Origin of the sequence: Halomonas sp. DP5Y7-2 (genome assembly GCF_019802025.1) — a bacterium.
GTDB lineage: Bacteria > Pseudomonadota > Gammaproteobacteria > Pseudomonadales > Halomonadaceae > Halomonas > Halomonas litopenaei_A.
The window spans coordinates 28697-53091 of record NZ_JAHVHY010000010.1 but is presented as its reverse complement, the minus strand read 5'-3'; the positions used below and the strand labels follow the sequence as shown (position 1 = coordinate 53091).

At 61.2% G+C, this 24395-nt stretch carries 17 protein-coding genes and 2 tRNA genes; 6 read left to right on the top strand and 13 right to left on the bottom strand.

All coding sequences use genetic code 11. The features are described 5' to 3' along the window. Window positions 1-121: 121 nt before the first annotated feature. The 9 genes from sucD to sdhC form a co-directional block, all read right to left on the bottom strand. Window positions 122-994 (bottom strand): succinate--CoA ligase subunit alpha, encoded by an 873-nt coding sequence (gene sucD, locus KUW18_RS18220; protein ID WP_206944421.1) that lies wholly within the window; start codon window positions 992-994, stop codon window positions 122-124. Beyond that, on the bottom strand, window positions 994-2160 hold the full coding sequence (gene sucC, locus KUW18_RS18215; RefSeq protein WP_206944423.1) for an ADP-forming succinate--CoA ligase subunit beta: 1167 nt from the start codon (window positions 2158-2160) through the stop codon (window positions 994-996). Before sucC ends, sucD begins: the two co-directional genes overlap by 1 nt. 184 nt (window positions 2161-2344) lie before the next feature. Continuing rightward, window positions 2345-3781 carry a dihydrolipoyl dehydrogenase gene (lpdA, locus tag KUW18_RS18210; protein ID WP_222164255.1) on the bottom strand — a complete coding sequence of 479 codons (1437 nt, stop codon included), beginning with the start codon at window positions 3779-3781 and terminating at the stop codon, window positions 2345-2347. Window positions 3782-3844: 63 nt separating this feature from the next. Next, the gene (gene odhB, locus KUW18_RS18205) at window positions 3845-5386 is read right to left on the bottom strand and encodes a 2-oxoglutarate dehydrogenase complex dihydrolipoyllysine-residue succinyltransferase (RefSeq protein ID WP_222164256.1); all 1542 of its coding nucleotides are present in this window, start codon (window positions 5384-5386) and stop codon (window positions 3845-3847) included. A 39-nt stretch (window positions 5387-5425) separates the two neighbouring features. Next, entirely contained in the window at window positions 5426-8263 is a 2838-nt protein-coding gene (locus tag KUW18_RS18200; protein ID WP_206944429.1) for a 2-oxoglutarate dehydrogenase E1 component, read from the bottom strand. 300 nt (window positions 8264-8563) lie between these two features. Then, complete coding sequence (locus KUW18_RS18195; RefSeq protein WP_206944431.1) at window positions 8564-9274, bottom strand: succinate dehydrogenase iron-sulfur subunit; 711 nt, start codon at window positions 9272-9274, stop codon at window positions 8564-8566. A 12-nt stretch (window positions 9275-9286) separates the two neighbouring features. Further along, entirely contained in the window at window positions 9287-11059 is a 1773-nt protein-coding gene (gene sdhA / locus KUW18_RS18190; RefSeq protein ID WP_222483599.1) for a succinate dehydrogenase flavoprotein subunit, read from the bottom strand. Between the two features lie 4 nt (window positions 11060-11063). After that, window positions 11064-11411 (bottom strand): succinate dehydrogenase, hydrophobic membrane anchor protein, encoded by a 348-nt coding sequence (gene sdhD, locus KUW18_RS18185; RefSeq protein ID WP_206944437.1) that lies wholly within the window; start codon window positions 11409-11411, stop codon window positions 11064-11066. Then, the gene (sdhC, locus tag KUW18_RS18180; RefSeq protein ID WP_206944439.1) at window positions 11405-11782 is read right to left on the bottom strand and encodes a succinate dehydrogenase, cytochrome b556 subunit; all 378 of its coding nucleotides are present in this window, start codon (window positions 11780-11782) and stop codon (window positions 11405-11407) included. Before sdhC ends, sdhD begins: the two co-directional genes overlap by 7 nt. Window positions 11783-12259: 477 nt before the next feature. Between sdhC and gltA the strand changes: the two genes are divergently transcribed. Together gltA and KUW18_RS18170 are read left to right on the top strand one after the other, a co-directional pair. Next, the gene (gltA, locus tag KUW18_RS18175) at window positions 12260-13546 is read left to right on the top strand and encodes a citrate synthase (protein WP_206944441.1); all 1287 of its coding nucleotides are present in this window, start codon (window positions 12260-12262) and stop codon (window positions 13544-13546) included. A 155-nt stretch (window positions 13547-13701) separates the two neighbouring features. Further along, window positions 13702-14595 carry an NAD(P)-dependent oxidoreductase gene (locus tag KUW18_RS18170; RefSeq protein ID WP_222164258.1) on the top strand — a complete coding sequence of 298 codons (894 nt, stop codon included), beginning with the start codon at window positions 13702-13704 and terminating at the stop codon, window positions 14593-14595. 500 nt (window positions 14596-15095) lie between these two features. Here KUW18_RS18170 and KUW18_RS18165 read toward each other — a convergent pair. The 3 genes from KUW18_RS18165 to gltX all read right to left on the bottom strand — a co-directional run bounded on the left by KUW18_RS18165 (window position 15096) and on the right by gltX (window position 17015). Further along, window positions 15096-15171 (bottom strand) — tRNA-Glu (locus KUW18_RS18165). A 17-nt stretch (window positions 15172-15188) separates the two neighbouring features. After that, a tRNA-Ala gene (locus tag KUW18_RS18160) sits at window positions 15189-15264 on the bottom strand. A 263-nt stretch (window positions 15265-15527) separates the two neighbouring features. Beyond that, complete coding sequence (gltX, locus tag KUW18_RS18155) at window positions 15528-17015, bottom strand: glutamate--tRNA ligase (protein ID WP_222562050.1); 1488 nt, start codon at window positions 17013-17015, stop codon at window positions 15528-15530. A gap of 269 nt (window positions 17016-17284) precedes the next feature. Between gltX and KUW18_RS18150 the strand changes: the two genes are divergently transcribed. Beyond that, window positions 17285-18040, top strand: a complete 756-nt coding sequence (locus KUW18_RS18150) for an SDR family NAD(P)-dependent oxidoreductase (RefSeq protein WP_222562049.1) — start codon at window positions 17285-17287, stop codon at window positions 18038-18040. A gap of 102 nt (window positions 18041-18142) precedes the next feature. Continuing rightward, window positions 18143-18733, top strand: coding sequence for a helix-turn-helix domain-containing protein (locus tag KUW18_RS18145; protein ID WP_206944449.1), 591 nt, complete (start codon window positions 18143-18145; stop codon window positions 18731-18733). 178 nt (window positions 18734-18911) lie between these two features. On the opposite strand, the gene KUW18_RS18140 is transcribed toward KUW18_RS18145, so the two are convergent. Further along, window positions 18912-19535 carry a hypothetical protein gene (locus KUW18_RS18140; RefSeq protein WP_224907398.1) on the bottom strand — a complete coding sequence of 208 codons (624 nt, stop codon included), beginning with the start codon at window positions 19533-19535 and terminating at the stop codon, window positions 18912-18914. Window positions 19536-19813: 278 nt separating this feature from the next. Between KUW18_RS18140 and KUW18_RS18135 the strand changes: the two genes are divergently transcribed. Both KUW18_RS18135 and KUW18_RS18130 read left to right on the top strand, forming a co-directional pair. Further along, the gene (locus tag KUW18_RS18135) at window positions 19814-22339 is read left to right on the top strand and encodes a collagen-like triple helix repeat-containing protein (protein ID WP_222562048.1); all 2526 of its coding nucleotides are present in this window, start codon (window positions 19814-19816) and stop codon (window positions 22337-22339) included. Window positions 22340-22521: 182 nt separating this feature from the next. After that, window positions 22522-24222: a ShlB/FhaC/HecB family hemolysin secretion/activation protein gene (locus tag KUW18_RS18130; protein ID WP_222483595.1), complete on the top strand. Its 1701-nt coding sequence runs from the start codon at window positions 22522-22524 to the stop codon at window positions 24220-24222. The last annotated feature ends 173 nt before the right edge of the window (window positions 24223-24395 follow it).

The window sequence follows — 24395 nt, the reverse complement described above, 5'->3', positions numbered from 1 at the left end:
CGCGATCTAGCCCCGCACATTAGAGACCAGAGATTCAGGCGACATATCCGTGGAAACGCCCACAAAAAAGGCCACCCGAAGGTGGCCTTTGTGCTGACGCCTGTTGTGACGCCAGGACCGCTTACCAGCCGGTCGCTTCCTTCAGGGCATCGCCGATCTGGGCGAGGGAACGCACGGTCTTGACGCCCGCCGCTTCCAGAGCCGCGAACTTCTCGTCCGCAGTGCCCTTGCCGCCAGCGATGATGGCACCAGCGTGGCCCATGCGCTTGCCAGGAGGCGCAGTCACACCTGCAATGTAGGAGACCACCGGCTTGGTGACGTGCTCCTTGATGTAGGCAGCGGCTTCTTCCTCGGCAGTACCGCCGATTTCACCGATCATGACGATGGCTTCGGTGGCCGGATCCTTCTCGAACATCTCGAGGATGTCGATGAAGTTGGAGCCCGGGATCGGGTCGCCGCCGATACCCACACAGGTGGACTGGCCGAAACCATGGTCAGTCGTCTGCTTGACCGCTTCATAGGTCAGGGTGCCGGAACGAGACACGATACCGACCTTGCCAGGCTTGTGGATGTGGCCCGGCATGATGCCGATCTTGGTCTCGCCAGGAGTGATGACACCCGGGCAGTTCGGACCGATCAGTCGCACGCCCAGCTCATCGCACTTGACCTTGACGTCCAGCATGTCGAGGGTCGGGATGCCTTCGGTGATGCACACGATCAGCTTGATGCCGGCGTTGGCCGCTTCCAGGATGGAATCCTTGCAGAAGGGAGCGGGCACGTAGATCACGCTGGCTTCAGCGCCGGTCTGCTCGACGGCTTCCTTGACGGTGTTGAACACCGGCAGGCCCAGGTGTTCCTGGCCGCCCTTGCCCGGGGTCACACCGCCGACCATCTTGGTGCCGTAGGCGATGGCCTGTTCGGAGTGGAAGGTCCCCTGGCCGCCAGTGAAGCCCTGGCAGATGACCTTGGTGTTCTTGTCGATCAGGATGCTCATTACTTGCCCTCCGCTGCCTTGACAACCTGCTGAGCCGCATCGGTGAGGCTCTTGGCAGCGATGATGTTCAGACCACTGGAGGCCAGTTTCTCGGCACCCAGCTCGGCGTTGTTACCTTCCAGACGCACGACGACCGGCACGTTCACGCCGACCTGCTCGACAGCACCGATGATACCTTCGGCGATCATGTCGCAACGCACGATGCCACCGAAGATGTTGACCAGTACCGCCTGGACGCTGTCGTCGGACAGGATGATCTTGAAGGCTTCCGCCACACGTTCCTTGGTGGCACCGCCGCCCACGTCAAGGAAGTTGGCCGGCTGGCCACCGTGGAGCTTGATGATGTCCATGGTGCCCATGGCCAGACCAGCACCGTTGACCATGCAGCCAATGTTGCCTTCCAGGGCCACGTAGTTCAGGTCCCACTGGGCGGCGTTGGCTTCGCGCTCGTCTTCCTGAGACGGGTCACGCATTTCCTGCAGGTCCGGGTGGCGATACAGCGCGTTGCCATCCAGGTTGATCTTGGCGTCGAGGCAGTGCAGGTTGCCTTCGTCGGTGATCACCAGCGGGTTGATCTCGAGCAGCGCCAGGTCCTTGTCGTGGAACATCTTGGACAGGCCCAGGAAGATCTTGGTGAACTGCTTGACCTGGGCACCCTCGAGGCCCAGGGCGAAGGCCAGTTCACGCGCCTGGTACGGCTGCGCGCCAACCAGCGGATCGATCTCGGCCTTGAGAATCTTCTCAGGCGTCTCTTCGGCGACCTTCTCGATCTCGACACCACCTTCGGTGGATGCCATGAACACCACGCGGCGGGTGCCACGATCCACCACCGCGCCCAGGTAGAGCTCGTTGGCGATGTCGGTGCAGTTCTCGACTAGAATCTTGGCGACCGGCTGACCGTGTTCATCGGTCTGGAAGGTCACCAGGTTCTTGCCCAGCCACTGCTCGGCGAAGGCCTTGGCCTCGTCCGGGCTCTTGATCAGCTTGACGCCACCGGCCTTGCCGCGGCCGCCAGCGTGCACCTGGGCCTTGACGACCCACTGCTCGCCACCGATCTTCTTGCACGCCTCATAGGCTTCTTCCGGGGTGTCGCAGGCAAAGCCCTTGGATACAGGCAGACCATAGTCGGCAAACAGCTGCTTGCCTTGATACTCGTGAAGGTTCATCGATTCATGCCATTGGTTGCATGTGACTCGAACGGCGCCCCACCCTGCCCCGCAGGATCAGTCGTGTGGGACGCCACCGACCGCCACCGATACATGGTCGGCGGCGATGCGTCGGCAACAAGCGCCGGCAAGCCTGCCAGAACTGCACAGGCTTGCCGGAGTGCGCCGGACGCTTGTTGTCTTGCTAGCGCTTCTTGCGGTTGGCGACGTGGATGGCATGGCCTTCCACTGCCAGTGCGGCTTCGTGAACCGCCTCGGACAGACTCGGGTGCGCATAGCAGGTCAACGCCAGGTCCTCGGCACTGGAGCCGAATTCCATGGCGATCACACCCTGGGCGATCAGCTCACCGGCATGCTGGCCGACGATATGCATGCCCAGCACGCGATCGGTTTCCGCATCGGCGATGATCTTGGCCTGACCGTCGGTGGCGTTGTTGGCCATGGCACGACCGCTTGCCGCAAACGGGAAGCTGCCGGTCTTGACCTTGATGCCAGCCGCCTTGGCGTCCTGCTCGTTCATGCCGACCCACGCCACCTCAGGGTGGGTGTAGATCACGCTGGGGATGGCGTCATAGTTCATCTGGGCCTTATGGCCAGCGATGACGTCAGCCACCATCACGCCCTCTTCAGAGGCCTTGTGGGCCAGCATCGGGCCACGCACGCAGTCGCCGATGGCGAAAACGCCCGGCACGCTGGTGCGGCACTGATCGTCGACGTGAATGAAACCACGCTGATCCAGCTCGACGCCCAGGCCATCAGCGACCACGCCCTTGGTGTAAGGACGACGGCCGACGCAGACAATCAGCTTGTCGAAGGTCAGTTCCTTCTCGCCTTCATTGTCTTCGTACTTGACGACCACTTCCTCGCCCTTGACCTCGGAGCCGGTCACGCGAGCATTCAGCTTGATATCCAGGCCCTGCTTCTTGAGCAGTTTCTGGGTTTCCTTGCCGATGGCGGAGTCGACCATGGGCAGGAAGCTGTCGAGCGCTTCCAGCACGGTCACGTCGGAACCCAGACGGCTCCATACGCTACCGAGCTCGAGGCCAATGACGCCGGCACCGATCACGCCAAGACGCTTGGGCACGTCCTGGAATTCGAGCGCGCCGGTGGAGTCGACGATCAGGCCTTCGGTCAGCGGTGTCGGCGGAATCTCTACCGGCACGGAGCCAGCGGCGATCACGATGTTATCCGCTTCGACGGTGCTGGTGCCGCCGTCCTTGTCAGTGACCTCGACCTTGTTCTTGGCCACGACCTTGCCGGTCCCTTCGATGGCAGTTACGCCATTGGCCTTGAACAGTCCGGAGATACCGCCGGTCAGCTGCTTAACGATCTTGTCCTTGCGGGCCATCATCTTGGACACGTCCATGCTGACGTCGCCCGCCTGGATACCCATGTCGTCGAAGTCGTGCTTGGCTTCGACGTACTTGTGGGACGCCTCGAGCAGCGCCTTGGACGGAATACAGCCCACGTTCAGGCAGGTACCGCCGTGCACTACCTTGCCTTCCTTGCCGATCCACTTCTCGACGCAGGCAGTCTTCAGACCCAGCTGGGCAGCACGGATGGCGGCCACGTAGCCCCCCGGGCCCGCGCCAATGACGATCACATCATACTTGTCGGCCATGTTGGCTCCTGTTCGTTCTGTGTGCAGAGGCTCTGCAATAAATCCCTGTCACTGCCAATCAGGTCAGATTTCCAGCAGCAGACGCGCCGGATCCTCGAGCAGCTCCTTGATGGTGACCAGGAACTGCACCGCGTCCTTGCCATCGATCATACGGTGGTCATAAGACAGCGCGAGGTACATCATCGGGCGAATCTCAACCTTGCCGTTGACCGCCATCGGGCGCTCCTGAATCTTGTGCATACCGAGGATCGCGGTCTGCGGGGGATTCAGGATCGGCGTGGACATGAGCGAGCCGAAGATGCCGCCGTTGGTGATGGTGAAGGTGCCGCCCTGCATGTCTTCAATGCCCAGCTTGCCTTCGCGACCACGCTTGCCGAAGTCGACAATGCCTTTCTCGACGTCGGCGATCTTCATGCTGTCGGTGTCACGCAGCACCGGCACCACCAGTCCACGATCGGTGGATACGGCCACGCCGATATCCTGGTAGCCGTGGTAGACGATGTCATCGCCGTCGATGGACGCATTGACGTCCGGGAAGCGCTTGAGCGCCTCGGAGGCCGCCTTGACGAAGAAGCCCATGAAGCCAAGCTTGACGTCGTGGGCCTTCAGGAAGGTGTCCTTGTACTGCGAGCGCAGCTCCATCACCGCACCCATGTCCACCTCGTTGTAGGTGGTCAGCATGGCAGCGGTCTGCTGGGCCTGGACCAGACGCTTGGCAATGGTCTTGCGCAGGCGCGTCATCGGCACGCGCTTCTCAGGGCGCTCGCCCTCGACGGCAGGTGCTGCCGCACTGGCGGCGGCCTTCTTGGCCGGCGCTGCCTTCTTGGCACTGCCTTCCTTGACCGCCTTGAGCACGTCTTCCTTGAGCACGCGACCGTCCTTGCCGGTGCCCGTGATCGCGCTGACATCAAGGTCGTGCTCGGCGATCAGCTTGCGCGCCGCCGGTGCCACGATCTTGTCGCCCACCTGCTCGTCGCTGCCACCGTCATCGGCACTGGCCTTCGGAGCCTGCTTGTCAGCGGTCGGAGCGGCACCACCAGCGCCGACTTCGAAGATCGCCAGCACGGCTTCCGACTCGACGGTGCCGCCTTCCTCGACCTTGATCTCGGCGAGCGCGCCATCTTCCGGTGCGACCACTTCCAGCACGACCTTGTCAGTCTCGATCTCGGCCAGCACTTCATCGCGCTTGACCGCTTCACCGACCTTCTTGGTCCAGCTCGCTACGGTGCCTTCCTGAACAGATTCAGGGAAGCTCGGCGCCTTGACGTCACGCTTCTCACCACCGCCCTTGGGAGCTTCTTGCGCGTCGCCTTCGGCGTCGCCCTTTTCGGCCGGCTTGGCCTCTGACTTCTGCTCGGCGCTGCCGCCGCCTTCACCGATGCGGCCCAGCACTTGCTCGGACTCTACCGTGTCGCCTTCTTCCACCAGCACTTCGGACAGGGTGCCAGCTTCCACCGCCACAACCTCGAGCACGACCTTGTCGGTCTCGATCTCGACGATCAGCTCGTCACGCTCGACGCTGTCACCGGGCTTCTTGTGCCAGGTGCCCACGGTGCCCTCGGCAACGGATTCCGGAAAGGATGGTGCCTTGATCTCGGTAGCCATGTCGTATCCTTAATGTTCTCTCTCTTCCCGATGGTCGCCTTAGAGATTGAAGGCGTCTTCCACCAGTTGGCGCTGCTGTTCGGTATGTACGGACATGTAGCCCGCCGCGGGTGCCGCTGACGCCGGCCGTCCAGCAAACTTCAGCTGGGAGCCCAGACCGTCCTTGAGCGAGTCGGCAACGACACGCAGGTTGTGCTGCATGGAGTACCAGGCACCCTGGTTGAGGGGCTCTTCCTGACACCAGACGATATCGGTGACGTTGGAGTACTCCTTGAGCGTTTCGATCAGCTCTTCCTTGGGGAAGGGGTAGAGCTGCTCGACGCGAACAATCGCCACGTCGTCGCGCAGGTTCTCCTCGCGCCAGTTGGCCAGGTCGTAGTAGACCTTGCCGGCACACATGATGATCCGCTCGACCTTGTCGGCATCACGCTGCCCCTGATCCGGCAGCACCATGTTGAAGCTGCCTTCGGCCAGTTCTTCCAGGCTCGAGGTCGCTTCCTTGTGGCGCAGCAGGCTCTTCGGCGACATCACCACCAGCGGCTTGCGCAGCGGGCGAATCACCTGGCGACGCAGCAGGTGGAAGATCTGGGCCGGCGTGGTCGGGACACAGACCTGCATGTTGTGCTCGGCACACAGCTGCAAGAAGCGCTCGAGACGTGCTGACGAGTGCTCAGGCCCCTGCCCTTCAAAGCCGTGAGGCAGCAGCATGGTCAGGCCACACAGACGTCCCCACTTGGTCTCGCCAGAGGAGATGAACTGGTCGACCACGACCTGGGCACCGTTGAAGAAGTCACCGAACTGAGCTTCCCAGATGACCAGCGCATTCGGCATGGTCGTCGAGTAGCCATACTCGAAGGCCAGCACCGCTTCCTCGGAGAGGAAGGAGTCGTGAATGGTGAAGCGCGGCTGACCGTCTGCCATGTGCTGAAGCGGCACATGGGTGGAGCCATCCTTCTGGTTGTGAATCACCGCGTGACGGTGAGAGAAGGTGCCACGCCCCACGTCCTGACCGGTCAGACGGATCGGATGGCCCTGATCCAGCAGCGTCGCGTAGGCCAGAGTCTCGGCAAAGCCCCAGTTCATGGCCATGCCACCGCCCTGCATCTTGCGGCGATCTTCGTAGATCTTGGCGACCTGACGCTGCACCTTCACACCGTCCGGAATCTCGCACATCTTGGCGGCGAGCTGCTTCAGTCGCTTCATGTCGAAGCTGGTATCGGCGTGCCCGGTCCACTCATGACCCAGGTACGGCTTCCAGTCGACAAACAGCGAGGTGTTGGGTTCCTGCACGAGCGCATTGGCCACGTGATTGCCGGCGACCAGATCATCGCGGTACTTCTCGACCACGGCCTTGGCGTCGTCTTCGGACAGCACGCCCTGCTTCACCAGACGGTCGGCATAGAGGGCACGAGAAGACGGATGATCCTTGATCTTCTGGTACATCATCGGCTGAGTGCCGGAGGGCTCATCCGCTTCGTTGTGCCCGCGACGACGGTAGCAGACCAGGTCGATGACCACGTCCTTCTTGAACTGCTGACGATAGTCCAGTGCCACCTGGGTCACGTGGAGCACCGCGTCGGGATCGTCACCGTTCACGTGCAGGATCGGGGCCTGCACCATCTTGGCGATATCGGTGCAGTACTCGGTGGAGCGTGCATCTTCCGGGTGGGACGTGGTGAAGCCCACCTGGTTGTTGATGACGATATGCACCGTGCCGCCAGTCTTGTAGGCGCGGGTCTGGGACATCTGGAATGTCTCCATCACCACACCCTGGCCAGCGAAGGCCGCGTCACCGTGAACGTTGATCGGCAGCACCTTGCCACCGTCCAGGTCATCACGACGATCCTGGCGAGCACGCACGGAGCCTTCCACCACTGGCGCCACGATCTCGAGGTGCGAGGGGTTGAAGGACATCGCCAGGTGAACTTCGCCACCAGGCGTCATCACGTTGGAGCTGAAGCCCTGGTGGTACTTGACGTCGCCGGAGCCGCGTTCGATCAGCTTCTTGCCGTCGAACTCGTCGATCAGCTCACCCGGGTTCTTGCCGAGAATATTGACCAGCACGTTCAGGCGGCCACGGTGGGCCATGCCGATGACGACTTCCTTGGTGCCGTAGCTTCCGGCGCGCTGGATCAGTTCGTCCATCATCGGGATGAAGGTCTCGCCACCCTCGAGGCCGAAGCGCTTGGTGCCGGGGTACTTGGAGGCCAGGTAGCTCTCCAGACCTTCGGCGGCTGTCAGACGCTCAAAGAGCTGCTTGCGGCGGTCATCACCAAAGTCGGGCGCAGAGCGCACGGACTCGAAACGCTGCTGCAGCCAGCGCTTCTCTTCCGTATCGACGATGTGCATGAACTCGCAGCCGATCGCGCGGCAATAGGTGCGATCCAAGGCATCGACGATTTCCTTGAGCGTTGCCTGCTCCTTGCCCAGGAAGAAGGACCCGGTCTGGAACTCGGTGTCGAGGTCGGCCTTCGACAGCTGGTGGAACGCAAGATCCAGATCCGGCACCGGCTTGGCATCGCGCAGCCCCAAGGGGTCGATGTCGGCCTTCTGGTGACCACGGAATCGGTAGGCGTTGATCAGCTGCAGGACCTTGACCTGCTTGCGGCTTTCTTCGCTGTCGGCAGTCGCTGCGCTGGCTACCGCGGTGCGGCGCTCGCGGCCCAGCTGATAGAACTGATCACGGATCGGTGAGAGGGGGGTCTCGTCGGACGGGGCGCCTTCCTGGCGGGACAACTCGTCGAAGTAGTCGCGCCATTCATCGGGGACGGCGCTGGGGTCGTCGAGGTACTGCTCGTAGAGCGCTTCCACGTAGTGGACGTTGCTGCCCGTCACGTGAGAGGAGCGCCACATCAACTCCATTATGCCTTGTTGCATCTCTCGGTCACCCTGCACTGATGGGGTGGTAGTGGGCTCGATGCTAATCCGTACCGCGGGCGTGCTGTCACAGGACATCTAGCGCGATGCCCTGCCCTTCATCACCCATGGCACTGACTATCAGCGAGCGCCCTGGTGGTTCTGCCGCGACCTGTCGGCCGTCGGTCTCTCTGCCTTGCGGTCTTGCTTCATGCTCAAAAGCCGGTGCCCATGGCACCGGCTCTTGACGCTGTCATCCGCGGGCGCGACATCGTGTCGCGCCCGCGAACCGGGACATGATAACAAGCCCGGCGCCACGTTTTAAGTGGCATTCGCGAGCAACATCTCGCGGATCTTGCCGATCGCCCGAGTGGGGTTAAGCCCTTTAGGGCACACCGCCACACAGTTCATGATGCCGCGGCAGCGGAACACGGAGAACGGATCCTCGAGCTCGGACAGCCGCTGCTGGGTGGCCGTATCGCGCGAGTCAGCCAGGAAGCGGTAGGACTGCAGCAGACCCGCAGGACCAACGAACTTCTCCGGGTTCCACCAGAACGACGGGCAGGAGGTCGAGCAGCAGGCGCACAGGATGCACTCGTAGAGACCGTCGAGCTTGTCGCGCTCTTCGGGGGCCTGCAGACGCTCGATCGCCGGCGCCGGCGTATCGTTCTGAAGGTACGGCTGAATCTTCTCGTACTGCTTGTAGAACAGCGCCATATCGACCACCAGGTCACGAATGACCGGCAGCCCAGGCAGCGGGCGCAGTACCAGCTTGTTGTTCTTGACCACTTCAGACAGCGGCGTGATGCAGGCCAGGCCGTTCTTGCCGTTCATGTTCATGCCGTCGCTGCCGCAGACGCCTTCACGGCAGCTGCGACGGAAGGCGACAGAGCTGTCGTCTTCCTTGATCAGCTCAAGCAGGTTCAACACCATCAGGTCACGACCCTGGGTGTCGACCTCGAACTCCTGCATGTAGGGTGCGGAGTCGGTTTCCGGATTGTAGCGGTACAGGGATACCTGAAGCTTTGACATGCTGACTCCCCCTTAGTAGGTGCGGATTTTCGGCTCGAACTTATCCATGGTCTTCGGCGCAAAGTTGACGTCGCGCTGACCGACGCGCTTGTCGCCGGGGAAGAACATGGAATGCTTGAGCCAGTTGGCGTCGTCGCGATCCGGATAGTCGTAACGCGAGTGTGCGCCGCGGCTTTCCTTACGCTCCAGGGCAGCGATGGCGGTGGCTTCAGCCACTTCCATCAAGTTGTCCAGCTCCAGCGCCTCGACACGTGCGGTATTGAACGCGTGCGACTTGTCCGCCAGGTGAGCGTTGGCAATACGGCCGCGCAGCTCCGCCAGTTTCTCCACACCCTCGACCATGTTCTTCTCTTCGCGGAAGACGCCGAAGGAGTTCTGCATGATGCTCTGCAACTCGCGCTTGAGCTCAGGCACGCTCTCACCGCCCTCGGACTCGTTCCAGCGAGTGATGCGCTTCATCGCCGTCTCGATGTCGGAGTCACGGGCATCCAGGTATTCGATACCTTCGTTCAGAGCACTCTCGATGTACATGCCCGCGGCACGCCCGAAGACCACCAGGTCCAGCAGCGAGTTGCCGCCCAGACGGTTGGCGCCGTGGACAGAAACGCAGGCAGCTTCGCCACAGGCATACAGACCGTTGATGATCTGGTCATTGCCATCAGCATCCTGAGCAATCGCCTGACCGTGCACGTTGGTCGCGATGCCGCCCATCATGTAGTGACACGTCGGCACCACCGGAATCGGCTCCTTGGCCGGGTCCACGTGGGCGAAGGTCTTGGCCAGCTCGACGATCCCGGGAAGGCGCTTGGACAGCACTTCTTCGCCCAGATGGTCCAGCTTGAGGAAGACGTGATCGCCGTTTTCGCCACAGCCACGTCCTTCCAGAATCTCCATGACCATGGAGCGAGCGACCACGTCACGGCCGGCCAGGTCCTTGGCGTTCGGGGCGTAACGCTCCATGAAGCGCTCGCCGTCCTTGTTCACCAGGTAGCCACCCTCACCGCGACACCCTTCGGTCACCAGCACGCCTGCGCCGTGGATGCCGGTCGGGTGGAACTGCCACATTTCCATGTCCTGCATCGGCACGCCGGCGCGCAGGGCCATGCCGATACCGTCGCCGGTATTGATCAGGGCATTGGTAGTGGAGGCATAGATACGGCCGGAACCACCGGTGGCCAGAACGGTCGCCTTGGACTTGACGTGCACCACTTCGCCCGTCTCGATGTCCATGGCGATACAACCCACCACGTCGCCGTTGGCATTCTTCACCAGATCGACGGCGTACCACTCGTTGAGGAAGGTGGTGTTGTTTTTCAGATTGTTCTGATACAGCGTGTGCAGCAGAGCGTGTCCAGTACGGTCGGCAGCGGCACAGGTACGTGCTGCCTGGCCACCCTCGCCGAAGTTCTTGGACTGACCGCCAAACGGGCGCTGGTAGATACGACCGTTGTCAAAACGGGAGAACGGCAGGCCCATGTGCTCAAGCTCGAACACCGCCTTCGGCCCTTCGGAACACATGTACTCCGCGGCGTCCTGGTCGGTGATGTAGTCACCCCCCTTGACGGTGTCATACATGTGCCAGCGCCAATCGTCATTGGGATCGGCAGAAGCGATGGCACAGGTGATACCCCCCTGGGCGGACACGGTGTGCGAACGGGTCGGAAAGACCTTGGACAGCACCGCGGTCTTCTTGCCGGACTTGGCCAGCTCCAGTGCGGCACGCAGGCCAGCACCACCGCCACCGATGATGATGGCGTCAAAGGTCAAACTACGCATGGTTGACATGTAATCAGGCTCCCCACAGCACTTGGATGCCCCAGACCAGGAACACGAAGATGGCAATGATGATGACGGACTGGGCGCCGACACGAATGCCGGTCGGCTTGATGTAGTCGGTGGTCACGGTCCACAGACCCACCCAGGCATGGGCGGCGAGAGACACAAAGGCCAACAGCGAGAAGATACGCATCCAGGTCTGTTCGAACAGACCGCTCCAGGTGGCGTAGTCGAGCTGCGGGTGAGCCAGCAGGTAGACCACCAGGAACACCGTATAAAGGGCCATGACCACCGCACTGGCACGCTGGATGATCCAGTCTGACAGACCGCTGCGGCTGAAGCTCGTGATGTTGGTTACCATACCCAGACTCCTGCCAGAATGATCAGAACAACGCTCGCCACGATAGTGATCTGAGCCTTCTTCACTGCGCCTTCAAGAGATACGCCGATGTTGGCGTCCATGATGAAGTGCTTGCAGCCAGCGACGAAGTGGAACGCCAGGGCGGACAACAGGCCCCATGCCACCAGCTTGGCGAAGAAGTTGTGCGCCAGCGCGTCACGCACGGCTTCGAAACCGGCGGGGGAAGACAACGAAGCGTCCAGCGCCCAGAAGCCGAAGATCAATCCGACAAAGAGGATGACGCCGGTGATCCGGTGGGTAATCGACGTCAAGGCGGGAAGGGGGAAGTGGATCGTGGACAGATCCAGATTTACGGGTCGTTTGCTATTCACGGCTCTCTACACACTCTCTTGGCCCACTCTACGACAGACGGGCCAGAGGCCCGAGCGGGCGGTGGTTTTGGGAAGGGCGCTGTCGTGAACCAACCCTCGACAAGTTGGACACGACCTCCTGTTCCTGCCAGTCGCGGCCTGAATTATAGGGACATGCCCCCACCATGACAAATGGCATCGCGTCACAATTTGCTCGCTGCTTCGAAGCAAAATGCAGCAAAGCTGCATAGAAACGCCACCTCGTCAAGATGCTGCGCCGCAAAACGCCCATTTTTGATGCAAAGCATCAAATACTATACAAACACTGTACTGCTAATTGAGCATAGTACAACAGCAAGGTTTCGATGGGAGAATTGACAATATCCTGAACGCTTCTATAGTGGGCGAACCTTTTTTGCCGGGCGACCCCCTATTCGTCGGCACGTTAGTGAGAAATAACTACGTATCGCTCCATATCGAACACGAAGGAGGCCAGACATGGCTGACAGAAAAGCGACCCTGACGGTGGATGGTCTGGAGAACCCTGTCGAACTTCCCATTCACTCGGGCACTCTGGGCCCAGACGTCATCGACGTCCGCGGCCTCGGTGCAGAAGGCCTCTTTACCTTCGACCCTGGCTTCCTGGCCACCGCCTCCTGCGAATCCGGCATCACTTACATCGATGGCGAGAAAGGCGTTTTGCTGCATCGCGGCTACCCGATCGAGCAGCTGGCCAAGAACTCCAACTTCGTCGAGCTCTGCTACACCCTGCTGTTCGGTGAACTGCCCAACGACGAGCAGTACAAGGATTTCGAGCATCGTGTGCGCAACCACACCATGGTGCACGAGCAGATCGCGAACTTCTTCAAGGGCTTCCGCCGCGACGCCCACCCGATGTCGATTCTGTGTGGCGTGGTCGGCGGCCTGGCGGCGTTCTACCACGACCACCTGGACATCACTCAGACCCAGGACCGCGAGATCAGCGCCATCCGCCTGATCGCCAAGATGCCCACCATCGCGGCCATGTCTTACAAGTACAACATCGGTCAACCGTTCAACTATCCGCGCAACGATCTGAACTACGCAGAGAACTTCCTCTACATGATGTTCAGCAATCCGTGCGAGCCCTACGAGATCAACCCGGTCTACGCCAAGGCGATGGATCGTATCTTCATGCTGCACGCCGACCACGAGCAGAACGCCTCGACGTCGACGGTACGCCTGGCAGGCTCCACCGGCGCCAACCCGTTCGCCTGCATCAGCGCCGGCATCGCCGCCCTGTGGGGCCCCGCCCATGGCGGCGCAAATGAAGCGGTCCTGAACATGCTCGACGAAATCGGTGACGATTCCGAAGAGAACATTCAGCGCTTCATCGACAAGGCCAAGGACAAGGAAGATCCGTTCAAGCTGATGGGCTTTGGCCACCGCGTCTACCGCAACTTCGATCCCCGCGCCAAGGTCATGAAAGAGACCTGCGACGAAGTCCTGGCGGAACTCGGCAAGGCAGACGACCCCCAGCTCAAGATCGCCAAGCGTCTGGAGCAGATTGCCCTGGAAGACGAATACTTCGTGGAGCGCCAGCTCTACCCGAACGTCGACTTCTACTCTGGCATCATCCTCAAGGCGATGGGCATCCCGACCAACATGTTCACGGTCATCTTCGCCGTGTCCCGTACCATTGGCTGGATTTCCCACTGGCACGAGATGCTCAGCGACAGCTACAAGATCAGCCGTCCTCGCCAGCTCTACACTGGCCACACCCAGCGCGACTACCCGACGAAGTAAGCGTCATCGCTTCGACACTGAGCATCAGCAAGGGCCGCCCACCGGGGCGGCCCTTGTCGTTAATAGGGTTCAAGGATGAATCAGCGGCACCACAAGCGCTATGCTGACCCTTCACGCCTTATCCAACAGCCACAAAATGACGAAGGAGCCTCTTGATGAGCCAGCAGATTTCCACGGTCGCTTTTATCGGCCTTGGCGTCATGGGATACCCCATGGCCGGACACCTTGCCCAGGCAGGGCTGGATGTGCGCGTCTACAACCGCACCTCGGCAAAGGCCCAGCAATGGACCGAGCAGTTCGGCGGCAGTCACCACCCGACCCCGGCAGAAGCCGCCAAGGGGGCGGATCTGGTACTGGTCTGTGTCGGCAATGACAACGATGTCCGCGACGTGGTCACCGGCGCCGATGGCGCCCTGCAAGGACTGGCAGCAGGAGCACTGCTGGTCGACCACACCACCGCCTCGTCCAGCCTCGCCGAAGAGCTCGGCAAGGCCTGCGCAGAGCGTGAGGTGGGCTTCATTGACGCCCCCGTCTCCGGCGGCCAGCAAGGGGCCGAGAAGGGTGCATTGACCATCATGTGCGGCGCACAGGAAGACAGCTTCGAACGTGCCCGCCCCACCCTGCTTCACTATGGAAGAGCCGTGACGCGCATGGGCGACATTGGCGCCGGCCAGTTGACCAAGATGGTCAACCAGATCTGCATTGCCGGCCTTGTCCAGGGCCTCGCCGAGGGCATGCACTTTGCAGAAAAGGCTGGCCTCGACCAACACCGGGTGATCGAGGTCATCAGCCAGGGGGCCGCCGGCTCCTGGCAAATGGAAAACCGGCACGACACGATGATCAAGGATGAATACGATCACGGCTTCGCGGTGGACTGGATGCGCAAGGATCTCGACATCTGCCTGAGCCAGGCGCGCCAACTCGATGCACGACTGCCCGTCACCGCTCTTGTCGATCAATTCTACGCAGAGGTCCAGGCCCTGGGCGGTGGACGCTGGGACACGTCGTCCCTACTGAGACGCCTTAAGGCCACGGATCGCAAAGACTGACTTTTCACATACCAGCAGGGGCAGCAACATCACGCTGCCCCCAGCCTGCCCTCTCGCGACTCCATCTGGAAAGCCAACCTCCTCCCCCTGATACCCCCAGGCTCTCGTTTTCCACACTTTCTGTGGATAACCCTGTTCACAACCTATCGAAACCGCCCCTCAATCGCCATGAAATGGGCCTCGACCTTAAATTGGTCAATTTTTGACCTTAAGTAAGCTGTTGAAATACAAGGAAAAAAATAAAAAACGCGTAACCACGGGCGCTATCCCCGAAGCGAGAGCTGACCGGGGCAGGTTGAGCAGTGGTGGTGGACAAATACCCTTTGCTGTCAAGCCGACAATGACAACAAATGGCAATAATCCACAGGCCAATTTGGCATCAACATCTGTTGACAGATGTAGCTAGGCAGAATGCTACGCAGACCAAGAAACCCTCAGCCTAATGCTTTTGCATTAAGCCAAGTGACAAGGCATATAGATAAGCGGCATCAAAAGAAGAGTGGCGTCCCATAGGGGGTTCGAACCCCTGTTCCCGCCGTGAAAGGGCGGTGTCCTAGACCACTAGACGAATGGGACGCAGCCTGAAACGAGGATGGTGGAGCCTAGCGGGATCGAACCGCTGACCTCGACACTGCCAGTGTCGCGCTCTCCCAGCTGAGCTAAGGCCCCGTCTCGTTAAGACGATGCGTATAGTACTGATTCCACTTGTTTCGGTCAAGCCATCCTGGCAGAAATTTGAAGGCCCGAGCGCCTGTGGCCGTCCTGTCGACGCCGCTGGCTGCTCACGGAGACTCGGCCACCGCCGACATCAAGGACTTAACGTCAAGAGGGCGCCAGCGACGTTGCGCTGGCGCCCTCTCTTGCTAGCCGCTCTTCAGCCTGTTGCCACCGCCCCTTGCAGACGGCGGTGCTAGCTTATCGGCAGCTCACGGCTATTCCGCCGGCAGCTCGCGGTACTCTTTCTCGAAACGCTTGGCCTGCTTCTTCGACACGCCGCCCAGCACACCAATGGCATGGCGCAAGCGGGCTCGGGTCATGTCGGAGCCAATGATCGCCATGGCATCCATGACGGAGGTGCTGGACGAAGAGCCGGTGATCGCGATGAACACGGGAGCCAACAGTGCCTTCATCTTGAGATCAAAGTGAGCCCCCAGGAGCTTGACCTCCTCCAGCAGCGACGCCTTGTCCCAACGGGTCACATTCTCGAAACGCCACACCAGGAACTGCAGCAGCTTGATCAGGTCTTCCCGCTCGAGCTTGATATCGCTGAAGCTTGCTTCACTGATATTCGGCAGTCCGGAGAAAAAATGGCCCGCCAAGGGCGCGACATCCGACAGGGTATCCACGCGTGTGCGCACCTGAGGGAGAATCTCGGACACGTACTCTTCGTTGAAGGCCCATTTCATCAGCGCTTCGAGAAAGCCACGATCATCCAGGTCTTCACGCAGGTAGACACCGTTGAGCCAGGTCAGCTTTTCAAGGTCGAATACCGGCCCGCCAAGCGACACACGCTGAATATCGAAGTGCTCCATCATCTCGGACAGCGAGAACTTCTCCCGGTCGTCAGGCATGGACCAGCCCATGCGACCAAGGTAGTTGGTCACTGCCTGGGGCAGGAAGCCCATGCGACGGTAGTAATTGATGGACGTCGGATTCTTGCGCTTCGACAGCTTGGACTTGTCCGGGTTACGCAGCAGCGGCATATGACAGAGAGACGGCATCTCCCAGCCAAAGTACTCATACAGGAGCTGGTGCTTGGGTGCCGAGTTGATCCACTCCTCACCGCGCAGCACATGCGTGATGCCCATCAGGTGATCGTCGACCACGTTGGCCAGGTGGTACGTCGGCATACCGTCCGACTTGAGCAGGATCTGCGCATCGACCTGCGCCCAGTCCACTTCGATCTCACCGCGCAACATGTCCTGCACCACACAGGGGCCACTGGCGGGTACGTTCATGCGCACCACGTAAGGCATGCCCTCACGCTCACGGCGTGCCTGCTCTTCCGGCTCCAACGCCAGATCAGCAGGCTTCAGGGCAAGATGCAGCCCCTCGGCCTTGCGCGCTTCACGCAATTCATCCAGCTCTTCGCTGGTGCGATAGCACTTGAAAGCATGTCCGGCATCCAGCAGCGTCTGCGCGTGCTGTGCGTAGATCTCACCACGTTCGCTCTGGCGGTAGGGTCCATGGGGGCCGCCCACATCAGGACCTTCATCCCAGTCGAGGCCGAGCCAGCGCAGCGAGTCGAGGATCATCTGCTCCGATTCAGCGGTGGAACGAACACGATCGGTGTCCTCGATGCGAAGGATGAACTCTCCGCCGTGCTGGCGAGCAAAGCACAGGTTGAACAAGGCAATGTAGGCAGTACCTACGTGAGGGTCCCCCGTGGGCGACGGGGCGATACGCGTGCGAACAGTCATAACGTCCTGCATCCTGAATAGGTTGAAGCCAAGCTGGTAGCGTGGGCGCATTATACGCACCGTGGACGCAATTGCGCAGGGGCCAGCGCCGCTGACCATCGCCCCACTCTATGCAGAGCGCATGGCAGGCTCAGCCTGACGTCGAGTCAACCCAGAGCACGCGCGGTGGCTCGCACAACGGAGCGACGGAACAGCGAAACCAACGGAACGACATAACGAACGTCACGAACGGCCGCCACATACAAACGCAACAACAGAGGAGTGAGATCATGTCGCAGTCATCCCCCAGGTTACCCGAGGACTACTGTGCCATCGTCGTGGGCAGTGGCGGTGGCATTGGTCGTGCGGTGCTGGAGCGGTTGCTGACCGATCAGCGTCTCGGTCGGCTTATCAGTGTCAGTCGTCGACCCACGGATCAGCTGGATCCCCGGCACGAGCCCATCGCCGCCGATATCACCGCGGCAGATGGCCGAGAGGCGCTGTCCCAGGCACTGCATGAGCAGGCAGGCGCGGTTCATCTGGTGGTCAATGCCGTCGGCCTGCTGCACGATGATGCTCGCGGCGTCCAGCCCGAGAAACGCCTTGAGGAGCTTGACGAAGCCGCCCTGCTCGCTCTCTACCAGATCAACGCCATTACGCCCGCCCTGCTTTTAAAGACGCTGCTCCCCCATTTCAAAGGCCAGCACCCTGCGACCTTTCTCAGCCTTTCCGCTCGCGTCGGGTCAATCGGCGACAACGGCCTGGGCGGCTGGTACGGATACCGGGCCAGCAAGGCCGCCCACAATATGCTGATGAAGACGGCAGCCATCGAACTCAAGCGTTTAAATCCACAGTCTTGCGTGCTGAGCTTTCATCCAGGCACGACCGACACCGAACTGTCTCGCCCGTTCCAGGCACGAGTACCTGAAGGCAAGCTGTTCAGTCCCGAGTTCGTTGCCGACGCTATCCTTCAGGTAGTGGAACAGCATGGCCCCGATGACAGTGGAGGCTTCTACGACTGGTCAAATACCTCTATTGACTGGTAGTTATCCCAGCACCCTAGGTATATCGTTGACTCCTGATATTGCATATGGAGACCTTATGAATGAGTATTCTAAGTTCTCTTATTGTGTCGACAGGGTGGTTCCATGGACGCGCTGGGTCCGCGCATCAAGTCTTTACGAATGGCAGCCGGCCTGAACAAGGCAGCACTGGCACGCCAGGTGGGGGTCTCGGACGTTACCATTTCCTATTGGGAGTCCGGCACTATCAAGCAGATTGGACATGAGCGCCTCGTGGCATTGTCCCAGGCGCTCAATTGCCCGCTCAGCCACCTACTGGAGGGTGAGCCAAGCCGCCCCTCTCCTCTCTATCTACGGTCATCACTACCACTGCCTTGGCAGGAAGTGGCACACAAGGGTATCGACCTTCCGCTGGAGCTGATTCCCGACCAGCGCTGGGACGGCGACTGCCATCTCGTGACACCGGCCCCACAGGAACACTTCGACTTTCTAGGCCCCCTGGACCTGGCAGCCGTCGCCCCGACGGATATCTTTCGCCAGCCCGGCCTTTACTTGATCGCGGAAGAACAGCAGCTCTATATACGCCGTGTGGCTCAGGACGCCAATGGCCAACTGACCTTCCAGCGCCAAGGACAAACAGCGACCACCCCTTATCACAGCGGCATGCGCCTCAAGGCGAAGCTCGTCGCCGTGTGGAGAAACGACAGCTCGGCGTGATCAACCAAAGGGCGAGCGGCAACGGAGCTGCCCTTGCCGCCGCCCACACGACAACGCTCAACGCCTATTTAGCGTATTCCGCCTTCAACACTCTTCTGCGCCAGATCTTCTCATTCCCCATCATTTGCCACGGCCTTCTAGCGGCTCTCGGCACACAGGCACTGACTGGCCCTCGCGGCTAGCGTTGCTGCTGGACCTCGACATCATCCAAGGTGCGTCGCACCTCCTGCCCCACCAGGAACCGCTCGCTGGCCTCCACCAGCTTGCCCAGACCGTGCTCGGATTCAACCACCAGCGGCCCCGACAGATATCTGCCTCGCTCGCCAATGCTGGCCTTTACCGCCGCTGGCTGAACGTCCGCAGGCGCCGTCGCGAATTCAATTCGGTAGTACCCGTCCGGCAGACCGCTGCCAGGCCCATACGGCCCGGCGCTGACAGCGCCATCGGTCACCTGGGTGCGTGACTGCCAACGAACGTTGCTGGCCTCGCGCACCACCCGAAGCTGAACCCGCGTACCCGCCGGCAGATTCGTTGTGGCCGTGACGTACATGCGCCGGTCAGGCCCTAGCTGACTGTCCAAGGCAACGGCCACCGGCTCGGCAAGACGCTCATCGATGGGAGATGCGTCCTCAGCCTCCTGGGGAGGAGACTCTTGTGGCAATTCCCTTGCCGCCATGGGCTGGCGTGCCTCAGTGGCGCGCTCCTGCTCGGAGGCCACATTGACGCCAGACGACTTGCCGTCGTCGTCACAGGCAACAAGTGCCACGGATATCAGTAACCATCCAATTCGCCATGCGGACATAGCCTTCCCCCTTGTCTACTCCAAAAGACTAACACGCGAGTGCAGGGGTGTACCTGTTAAGCGTCAGCGCAACTTTAACCAAAACACTAGCTCACCAATTACTTACATTTCTTAATGCATTAATACCAATTAAAACCCACAAAAGCTTAGTAAAAAGGAACTATGCCGTAAGAAGCATCTAATCTAAACCATAACAACAACAGGATGTGACGCTTGTAAAAAGCGCCAACCCGATGACCCCAATAAGCACTACTGCGGCATAGGCGAGGTACCGACCGATGACTCTACAAAAGAAACTTCTTGTGATCGCACTGGCCAGTGCAATGGCGACCCTGACCGCCTGCTCTGGCGACTCCAGCAGCTCTCGCACGCTGGCAAGCAATAGCCAGGACCCGATCACCAGTGATGATGATTCTACCGGAGGCGGCGGCGATGGAAGCGGTGGCGGCAATGGAAGCGGCGGCGGAAATGGAAACGGCGGCGGCGATGGAAACGGCGGCGGCGGCGATGGAAACGGCGGCGGCGATGGAAACGGCGGCGGCGATGGAGACGGCGGCGGCGATGGAGACGGCGGCGGCGATGGAGACGGCGGCGGCGATGGAGACGGTGGCGATGGTATTGCCCGCAGCTCGCTGGAAAACCTCAGCATTGCGACAGCCGACACGGCAGGCGGTATCGATCAGACCCTGACAGATATCGGCACAGGTATCTCCCAACAGCAGGCCGTTCCTCAGCTTTCAAGCGTCACACAGCCGGCTGGCACCATCGTCAGCGAGGGCGGGGACGTGGTCGGGGATGTCTCGACCGGCGTTCGTAGCGGACTTGGCGATATCAGTAACAATGACAACTATCTCGGCACCACCGCTGCAGGCATCACCAATGGTGCCGGCGAAGCGGGCCAGATGGTGTCGGCCACCGGAGCCACGGTGGAAGCCCTCGCCACCCTCCCGGTCGTCATGGAATTGAACGCTAGAACAGGTCTCGTCACCAAGCTTGGCACCACTGTCCAGGGACTCGGCGGGAAGGTAGAACGGGTCGGAGATGCCCTCAGCGTCAACCTGGAGGACTCGGACCAGGTGCTGGGTGGGCTCACGACCAAGCTCAGCACGAGTCTGCGCCCAGTGCTGCTGGGAACCGATGGTAAGGTGACCCGCGTGGCCCAGGCGCTGGTACTGCCCGCCCAGGCTGGCAACCTTTTGCTGCGCAGCGGCGAAACCTTGGGCGAACTCGGTCAGCGGATCGGGCAGCGTTACACCTTGCTGGGCGGGGCAGGTAACAGCGTCACCGGCACCGGTGGGATCGTCATCGCCACAGGGGAACTGCTCGGTGGAGGCAGTGCCAACGATGGTAGCGGCCTGGGTGACCTGCTTACTGGCGACACCACGGCACCCAACGATGGTCGAACTGACCTTGAGCGCACTGTGGCCGGTGCAGGCCAGGCCGGTACTGGCGTCGGCAACGCCGTGACTTCCCTGGGTAACGGCATCTCTCAGCAGAGCCTCGGCGGTCAGGGTGAATTCATTACCGATGGCCTGGGCAATGTCGTGATCAACTCGGGCGAGGCCGTATCGGGGGTCACTGGTGGCCTCAGCAACGGTGTCGGCAATATTTCCAACAACCCCAATGCCTTGGGTACCAGCCTGGCGGGAGGTGGCGTCGCGGTATCTGAGACCGGAGAAGTGGTCTCAAGTCTCGGTGCCACCGTGGGCGATCTGCGCCAGCTCCCGCTGGTCATGCAGCTGGACAACCGCACCGGCGCCATTTCTCAACTGGGCAGCAGCCTGGCGCAACTGGGAGGTGGCGTGACCCAGGCCGGCAACGCCCTGGCCCTGAGCTTCAATGATCAGACATCCCACCTTGGTGGACTGACCAGTGAAATCACCGCCGTTGTTCGCCCTGTGGTGATCCATACCGACAGCGGAGTGACGCAGCTCAGTCAGGCGCTGGTGGTCGGGCCTGAAGCCGGCAACTTGCTGATTCGTGCGGGAGTGGCCGTGGATGGACTGGGTGGACGCATCGGCGGCAATGGGGCACTCGCCTCAGGTCTTGGCAGCACGGTCAGCGGTGTCGGTGGCGTTGTCGCCAACACCGGCCGACTGCTGGGAGGTGACGAAGCGCGCCTTATCGCAAGCCTTGATGGGCAAGGCCTCAGCAAGCTCGAATCTGCTGGCCTGCTGGGTGACGGCGCACTGCTCTCGGGACTTGGCGGTAGCCAGGACGGCAATAGCCTCACCGGCGGCCTGGACAGTCAGCTGGGAGGAGACAGTAACCTGATCGCTGGCCTCAACGACAGCCTTGGCGGCAATCTGACCCAAGGCTTGAACGGAGCTCTGGGAGGCGATAGCTCAGGTGGCCTCACATCCGGACTGGGCTCGACCCTGGGTGGCGGCGACAGCGGTGGCGGCCTGGTCTCCGGCGTCAATGACACCCTGACCAACACCCTGGGAGGCGGTAGCAGCGGTGGCGGCCTGGTCTCCGGCGTCAATGACACCCTGACCAACACCCTGGGAGGCGGAAGCAGCGGTGGCGGCCTGGTCTCCGGCGTCAACGACACCTTGTCCAACACCCTGGGAGGCGATAGCAGCGGTGGCGGTGGCACAGGCGTCACGTCAGGTATCAGCAACGCCCTGGTGGGTTCAGAGGGTGATGGTGGCCTGGTCGGCGGCACCCTGGATACCGTCGGCGGCGTCACCGATAAGCTGACGGGAGGGCTTACCGGCAGCGAGGGCTCCGGCTCTGAAGGGGGGGCCAAGACAGGTGGCCTGACCGGCATCGTGGGAGGTCTGCTTGGCGGCAACAAATAAGCTGCGGCTGAGATGATCTGAAGGCCCGACACCCTGACGGGTGTCGGGCCTTTGTTCTCTCTGCCTTCTCTTTGTGCTCGGCCTTTGTGTGCGGCCTAGACCCATAACGATAAACGAGGCCTCGCCTGCTGCGACGCGCCTTGAGCGCCATACCCCACTGGGAACGACAAGGATATCAACGAATGCGCAGGACTTTTTCTCCTCTGGCAGCCACTGGCTGTCTTCTCCTGGCGTCTGCGGCCATGGCCCAGGAAACTCTGGACACCGTCGACGATATCATCGAGAACCAGCGACTCCTTCCCCCCGAGCGTGATGTGCAGACCGAAGTGGATCTGCCCGATGACGCCAACCCAGGCGTCCCTGACAGTGTCACAGTACGCCATGTGCGCTTTATCGGTGACAGCGTGCTCGACCTGAGTGCGCTATCCAGCGGACTACAGGCCATGGTCGGGCAGACGGTATCCCGCGAGGCCGTGGAGGCCGAGGTCAAGACCATCACCGACGCCTACCAGTCCTCGGGTTACCCCTTGTCATTCGCCTACCTGCCGACCAACAACTTTATCGACGGCAATGTGCGTATCGTGCTGGTGGAGGGTCACATCGCACGTACCGAAATCGTCGTAGACGACGACCCCGTGGCCCGCCGCGTCGAGCGACTGGTCATGCCGTTGCTGGATGAGCGCCCCCTGACACGGGCAACCTTCGAGCGCGTCAGCGGCCTGATCGAGCAAATCCCCGGCGCCAGCTTGACCCTCAAGGCCCCTGTCCCGCGCACCCCCAATGGCGCCACCACCCTGCGAGTGGAAGAACGCCGCATCGACCATTTCGACTATGCCGGCAGTGTTAGCGGGGGGGATGAGGAAGACGCCGTGTTCATCAACCGGGTGTCGACACAAAGCCTCACCTCCTGGGGGGAGAGCCTGGGCTTTTCCTGGCTATGGCCCATCGACAATGACAATGAACTGTACGCGCTGGACTTCCGCACCGGCATTGGCAGCGATGGCCTGACACTATCGGCGTCTGCCGACACCTACCGCGGCAGCGATGATGAAGATCTTATCTACCTGCTCAACGGACAGCGCTTCGACCTCAGCCAGGATCAGGACACCGATCGCGAGCGCTATCGCCTGGGTCTGTCCTATCCGGTGCTGCTGACACGTTCTTCAAGCCTGACGCTGGGGGGCGCCCTGCGCCATCACGACGAAACCAAGACCACGACCCTACGCTTCGAGGATCGCACGCTCAACCAGCTGGTCGATGACTATGAATATTCCGCAGCGGACCTGGACCTGAGCTATCGCACCCAAGCCAACCGGTCACTGTGGCAGGCCTCGGCGGCCGTCCGTCAGGGTGTCGACCTGGGCGGCAACGAACAGCGGAGCCGTTTGAATGGCACTCCTCTGGAGACCACCAGCGACCTTCACTTCACCCGCTGGCAGCTGGAGACTCAGTACCGACACCTGTTAGGAGAGCGCTGGCGGCTGACCGCGGCTGCCAACGGCTTCTACTCCGACGACGAGCTGCCCGAACCCGAGCGCGGCAACTACGGTGGCCAGCGTTTCGGGCGCGGCTACGATGCGGGTCAAGCCGAAGGGGACTATGGCTACGCGGGCTCACTCGAGCTGCGCTACCTGCATACGCTCGATAGTGACTGGCTCAGTAACGTGGAGCCCTTCCTGGTCGTCGACGGTGCACGCACCGAGTTCCAGAACCGTGATGTGGATAGCCATCTGGCATCTGCCGCAGCGGGCGTTCGGCTAGCCAAAGGACGATGGTACGGACTGACGCTGGAGTACGCAGAGCCCATCGGCGACCGCGACCCGGACACCGACAGCCGTGACGGGCGTATCAATGCTCGGCTGGTGTGGAACTTCGAAGGCTAAGCGACTCGAGGTATCCACCGCCGACGGCATTCTTCGCTGAAGGCAGCACGGCCAGGATCCCAGACCCTGGCCGTTTTCATGTCCGCCCCGCCGCTTCACGCCACAGACGGCCATCAACCCTGCATCAATCTTCCCCCCTGTTCTGCGACGAGGTCGTCGCGCGACGGCTACTG

Excerpts from the sequence above, each read along its gene's own strand:
- sucD (WP_206944421.1), bottom strand. The coding sequence starts at position 994 with ATGAGCATCCTGATCGACAAGAACACCAAGGTCATCTGCCAGGGCTTC.
- sucC (WP_206944423.1), bottom strand. The coding sequence starts at position 2,160 with ATGAACCTTCACGAGTATCAAGGCAAGCAGCTGTTTGCCGACTATGGT.
- lpdA (WP_222164255.1), bottom strand. The coding sequence starts at position 3,781 with ATGGCCGACAAGTATGATGTGATCGTCATTGGCGCGGGCCCGGGGGGC.
- odhB (WP_222164256.1), bottom strand. The coding sequence starts at position 5,386 with ATGGCTACCGAGATCAAGGCACCATCCTTTCCGGAATCCGTTGCCGAG.
- KUW18_RS18200 (WP_206944429.1), bottom strand. The coding sequence starts at position 8,263 with ATGCAACAAGGCATAATGGAGTTGATGTGGCGCTCCTCTCACGTGACG.
- KUW18_RS18195 (WP_206944431.1), bottom strand. The coding sequence starts at position 9,274 with ATGTCAAAGCTTCAGGTATCCCTGTACCGCTACAATCCGGAAACCGAC.
- sdhA (WP_222483599.1), bottom strand. The coding sequence starts at position 11,059 with ATGTCAACCATGCGTAGTTTGACCTTTGACGCCATCATCATCGGTGGC.
- sdhD (WP_206944437.1), bottom strand. The coding sequence starts at position 11,411 with ATGGTAACCAACATCACGAGCTTCAGCCGCAGCGGTCTGTCAGACTGG.
- gltA (WP_206944441.1), top strand. The coding sequence starts at position 12,260 with ATGGCTGACAGAAAAGCGACCCTGACGGTGGATGGTCTGGAGAACCCT.
- KUW18_RS18170 (WP_222164258.1), top strand. The coding sequence starts at position 13,702 with ATGAGCCAGCAGATTTCCACGGTCGCTTTTATCGGCCTTGGCGTCATG.
- gltX (WP_222562050.1), bottom strand. The coding sequence starts at position 17,015 with ATGACTGTTCGCACGCGTATCGCCCCGTCGCCCACGGGGGACCCTCAC.
- KUW18_RS18150 (WP_222562049.1), top strand. The coding sequence starts at position 17,285 with ATGTCGCAGTCATCCCCCAGGTTACCCGAGGACTACTGTGCCATCGTC.
- KUW18_RS18145 (WP_206944449.1), top strand. The coding sequence starts at position 18,143 with ATGGACGCGCTGGGTCCGCGCATCAAGTCTTTACGAATGGCAGCCGGC.
- KUW18_RS18140 (WP_224907398.1), bottom strand. The coding sequence starts at position 19,535 with ATGTCCGCATGGCGAATTGGATGGTTACTGATATCCGTGGCACTTGTT.
- KUW18_RS18135 (WP_222562048.1), top strand. The coding sequence starts at position 19,814 with ATGACTCTACAAAAGAAACTTCTTGTGATCGCACTGGCCAGTGCAATG.
- KUW18_RS18130 (WP_222483595.1), top strand. The coding sequence starts at position 22,522 with ATGCGCAGGACTTTTTCTCCTCTGGCAGCCACTGGCTGTCTTCTCCTG.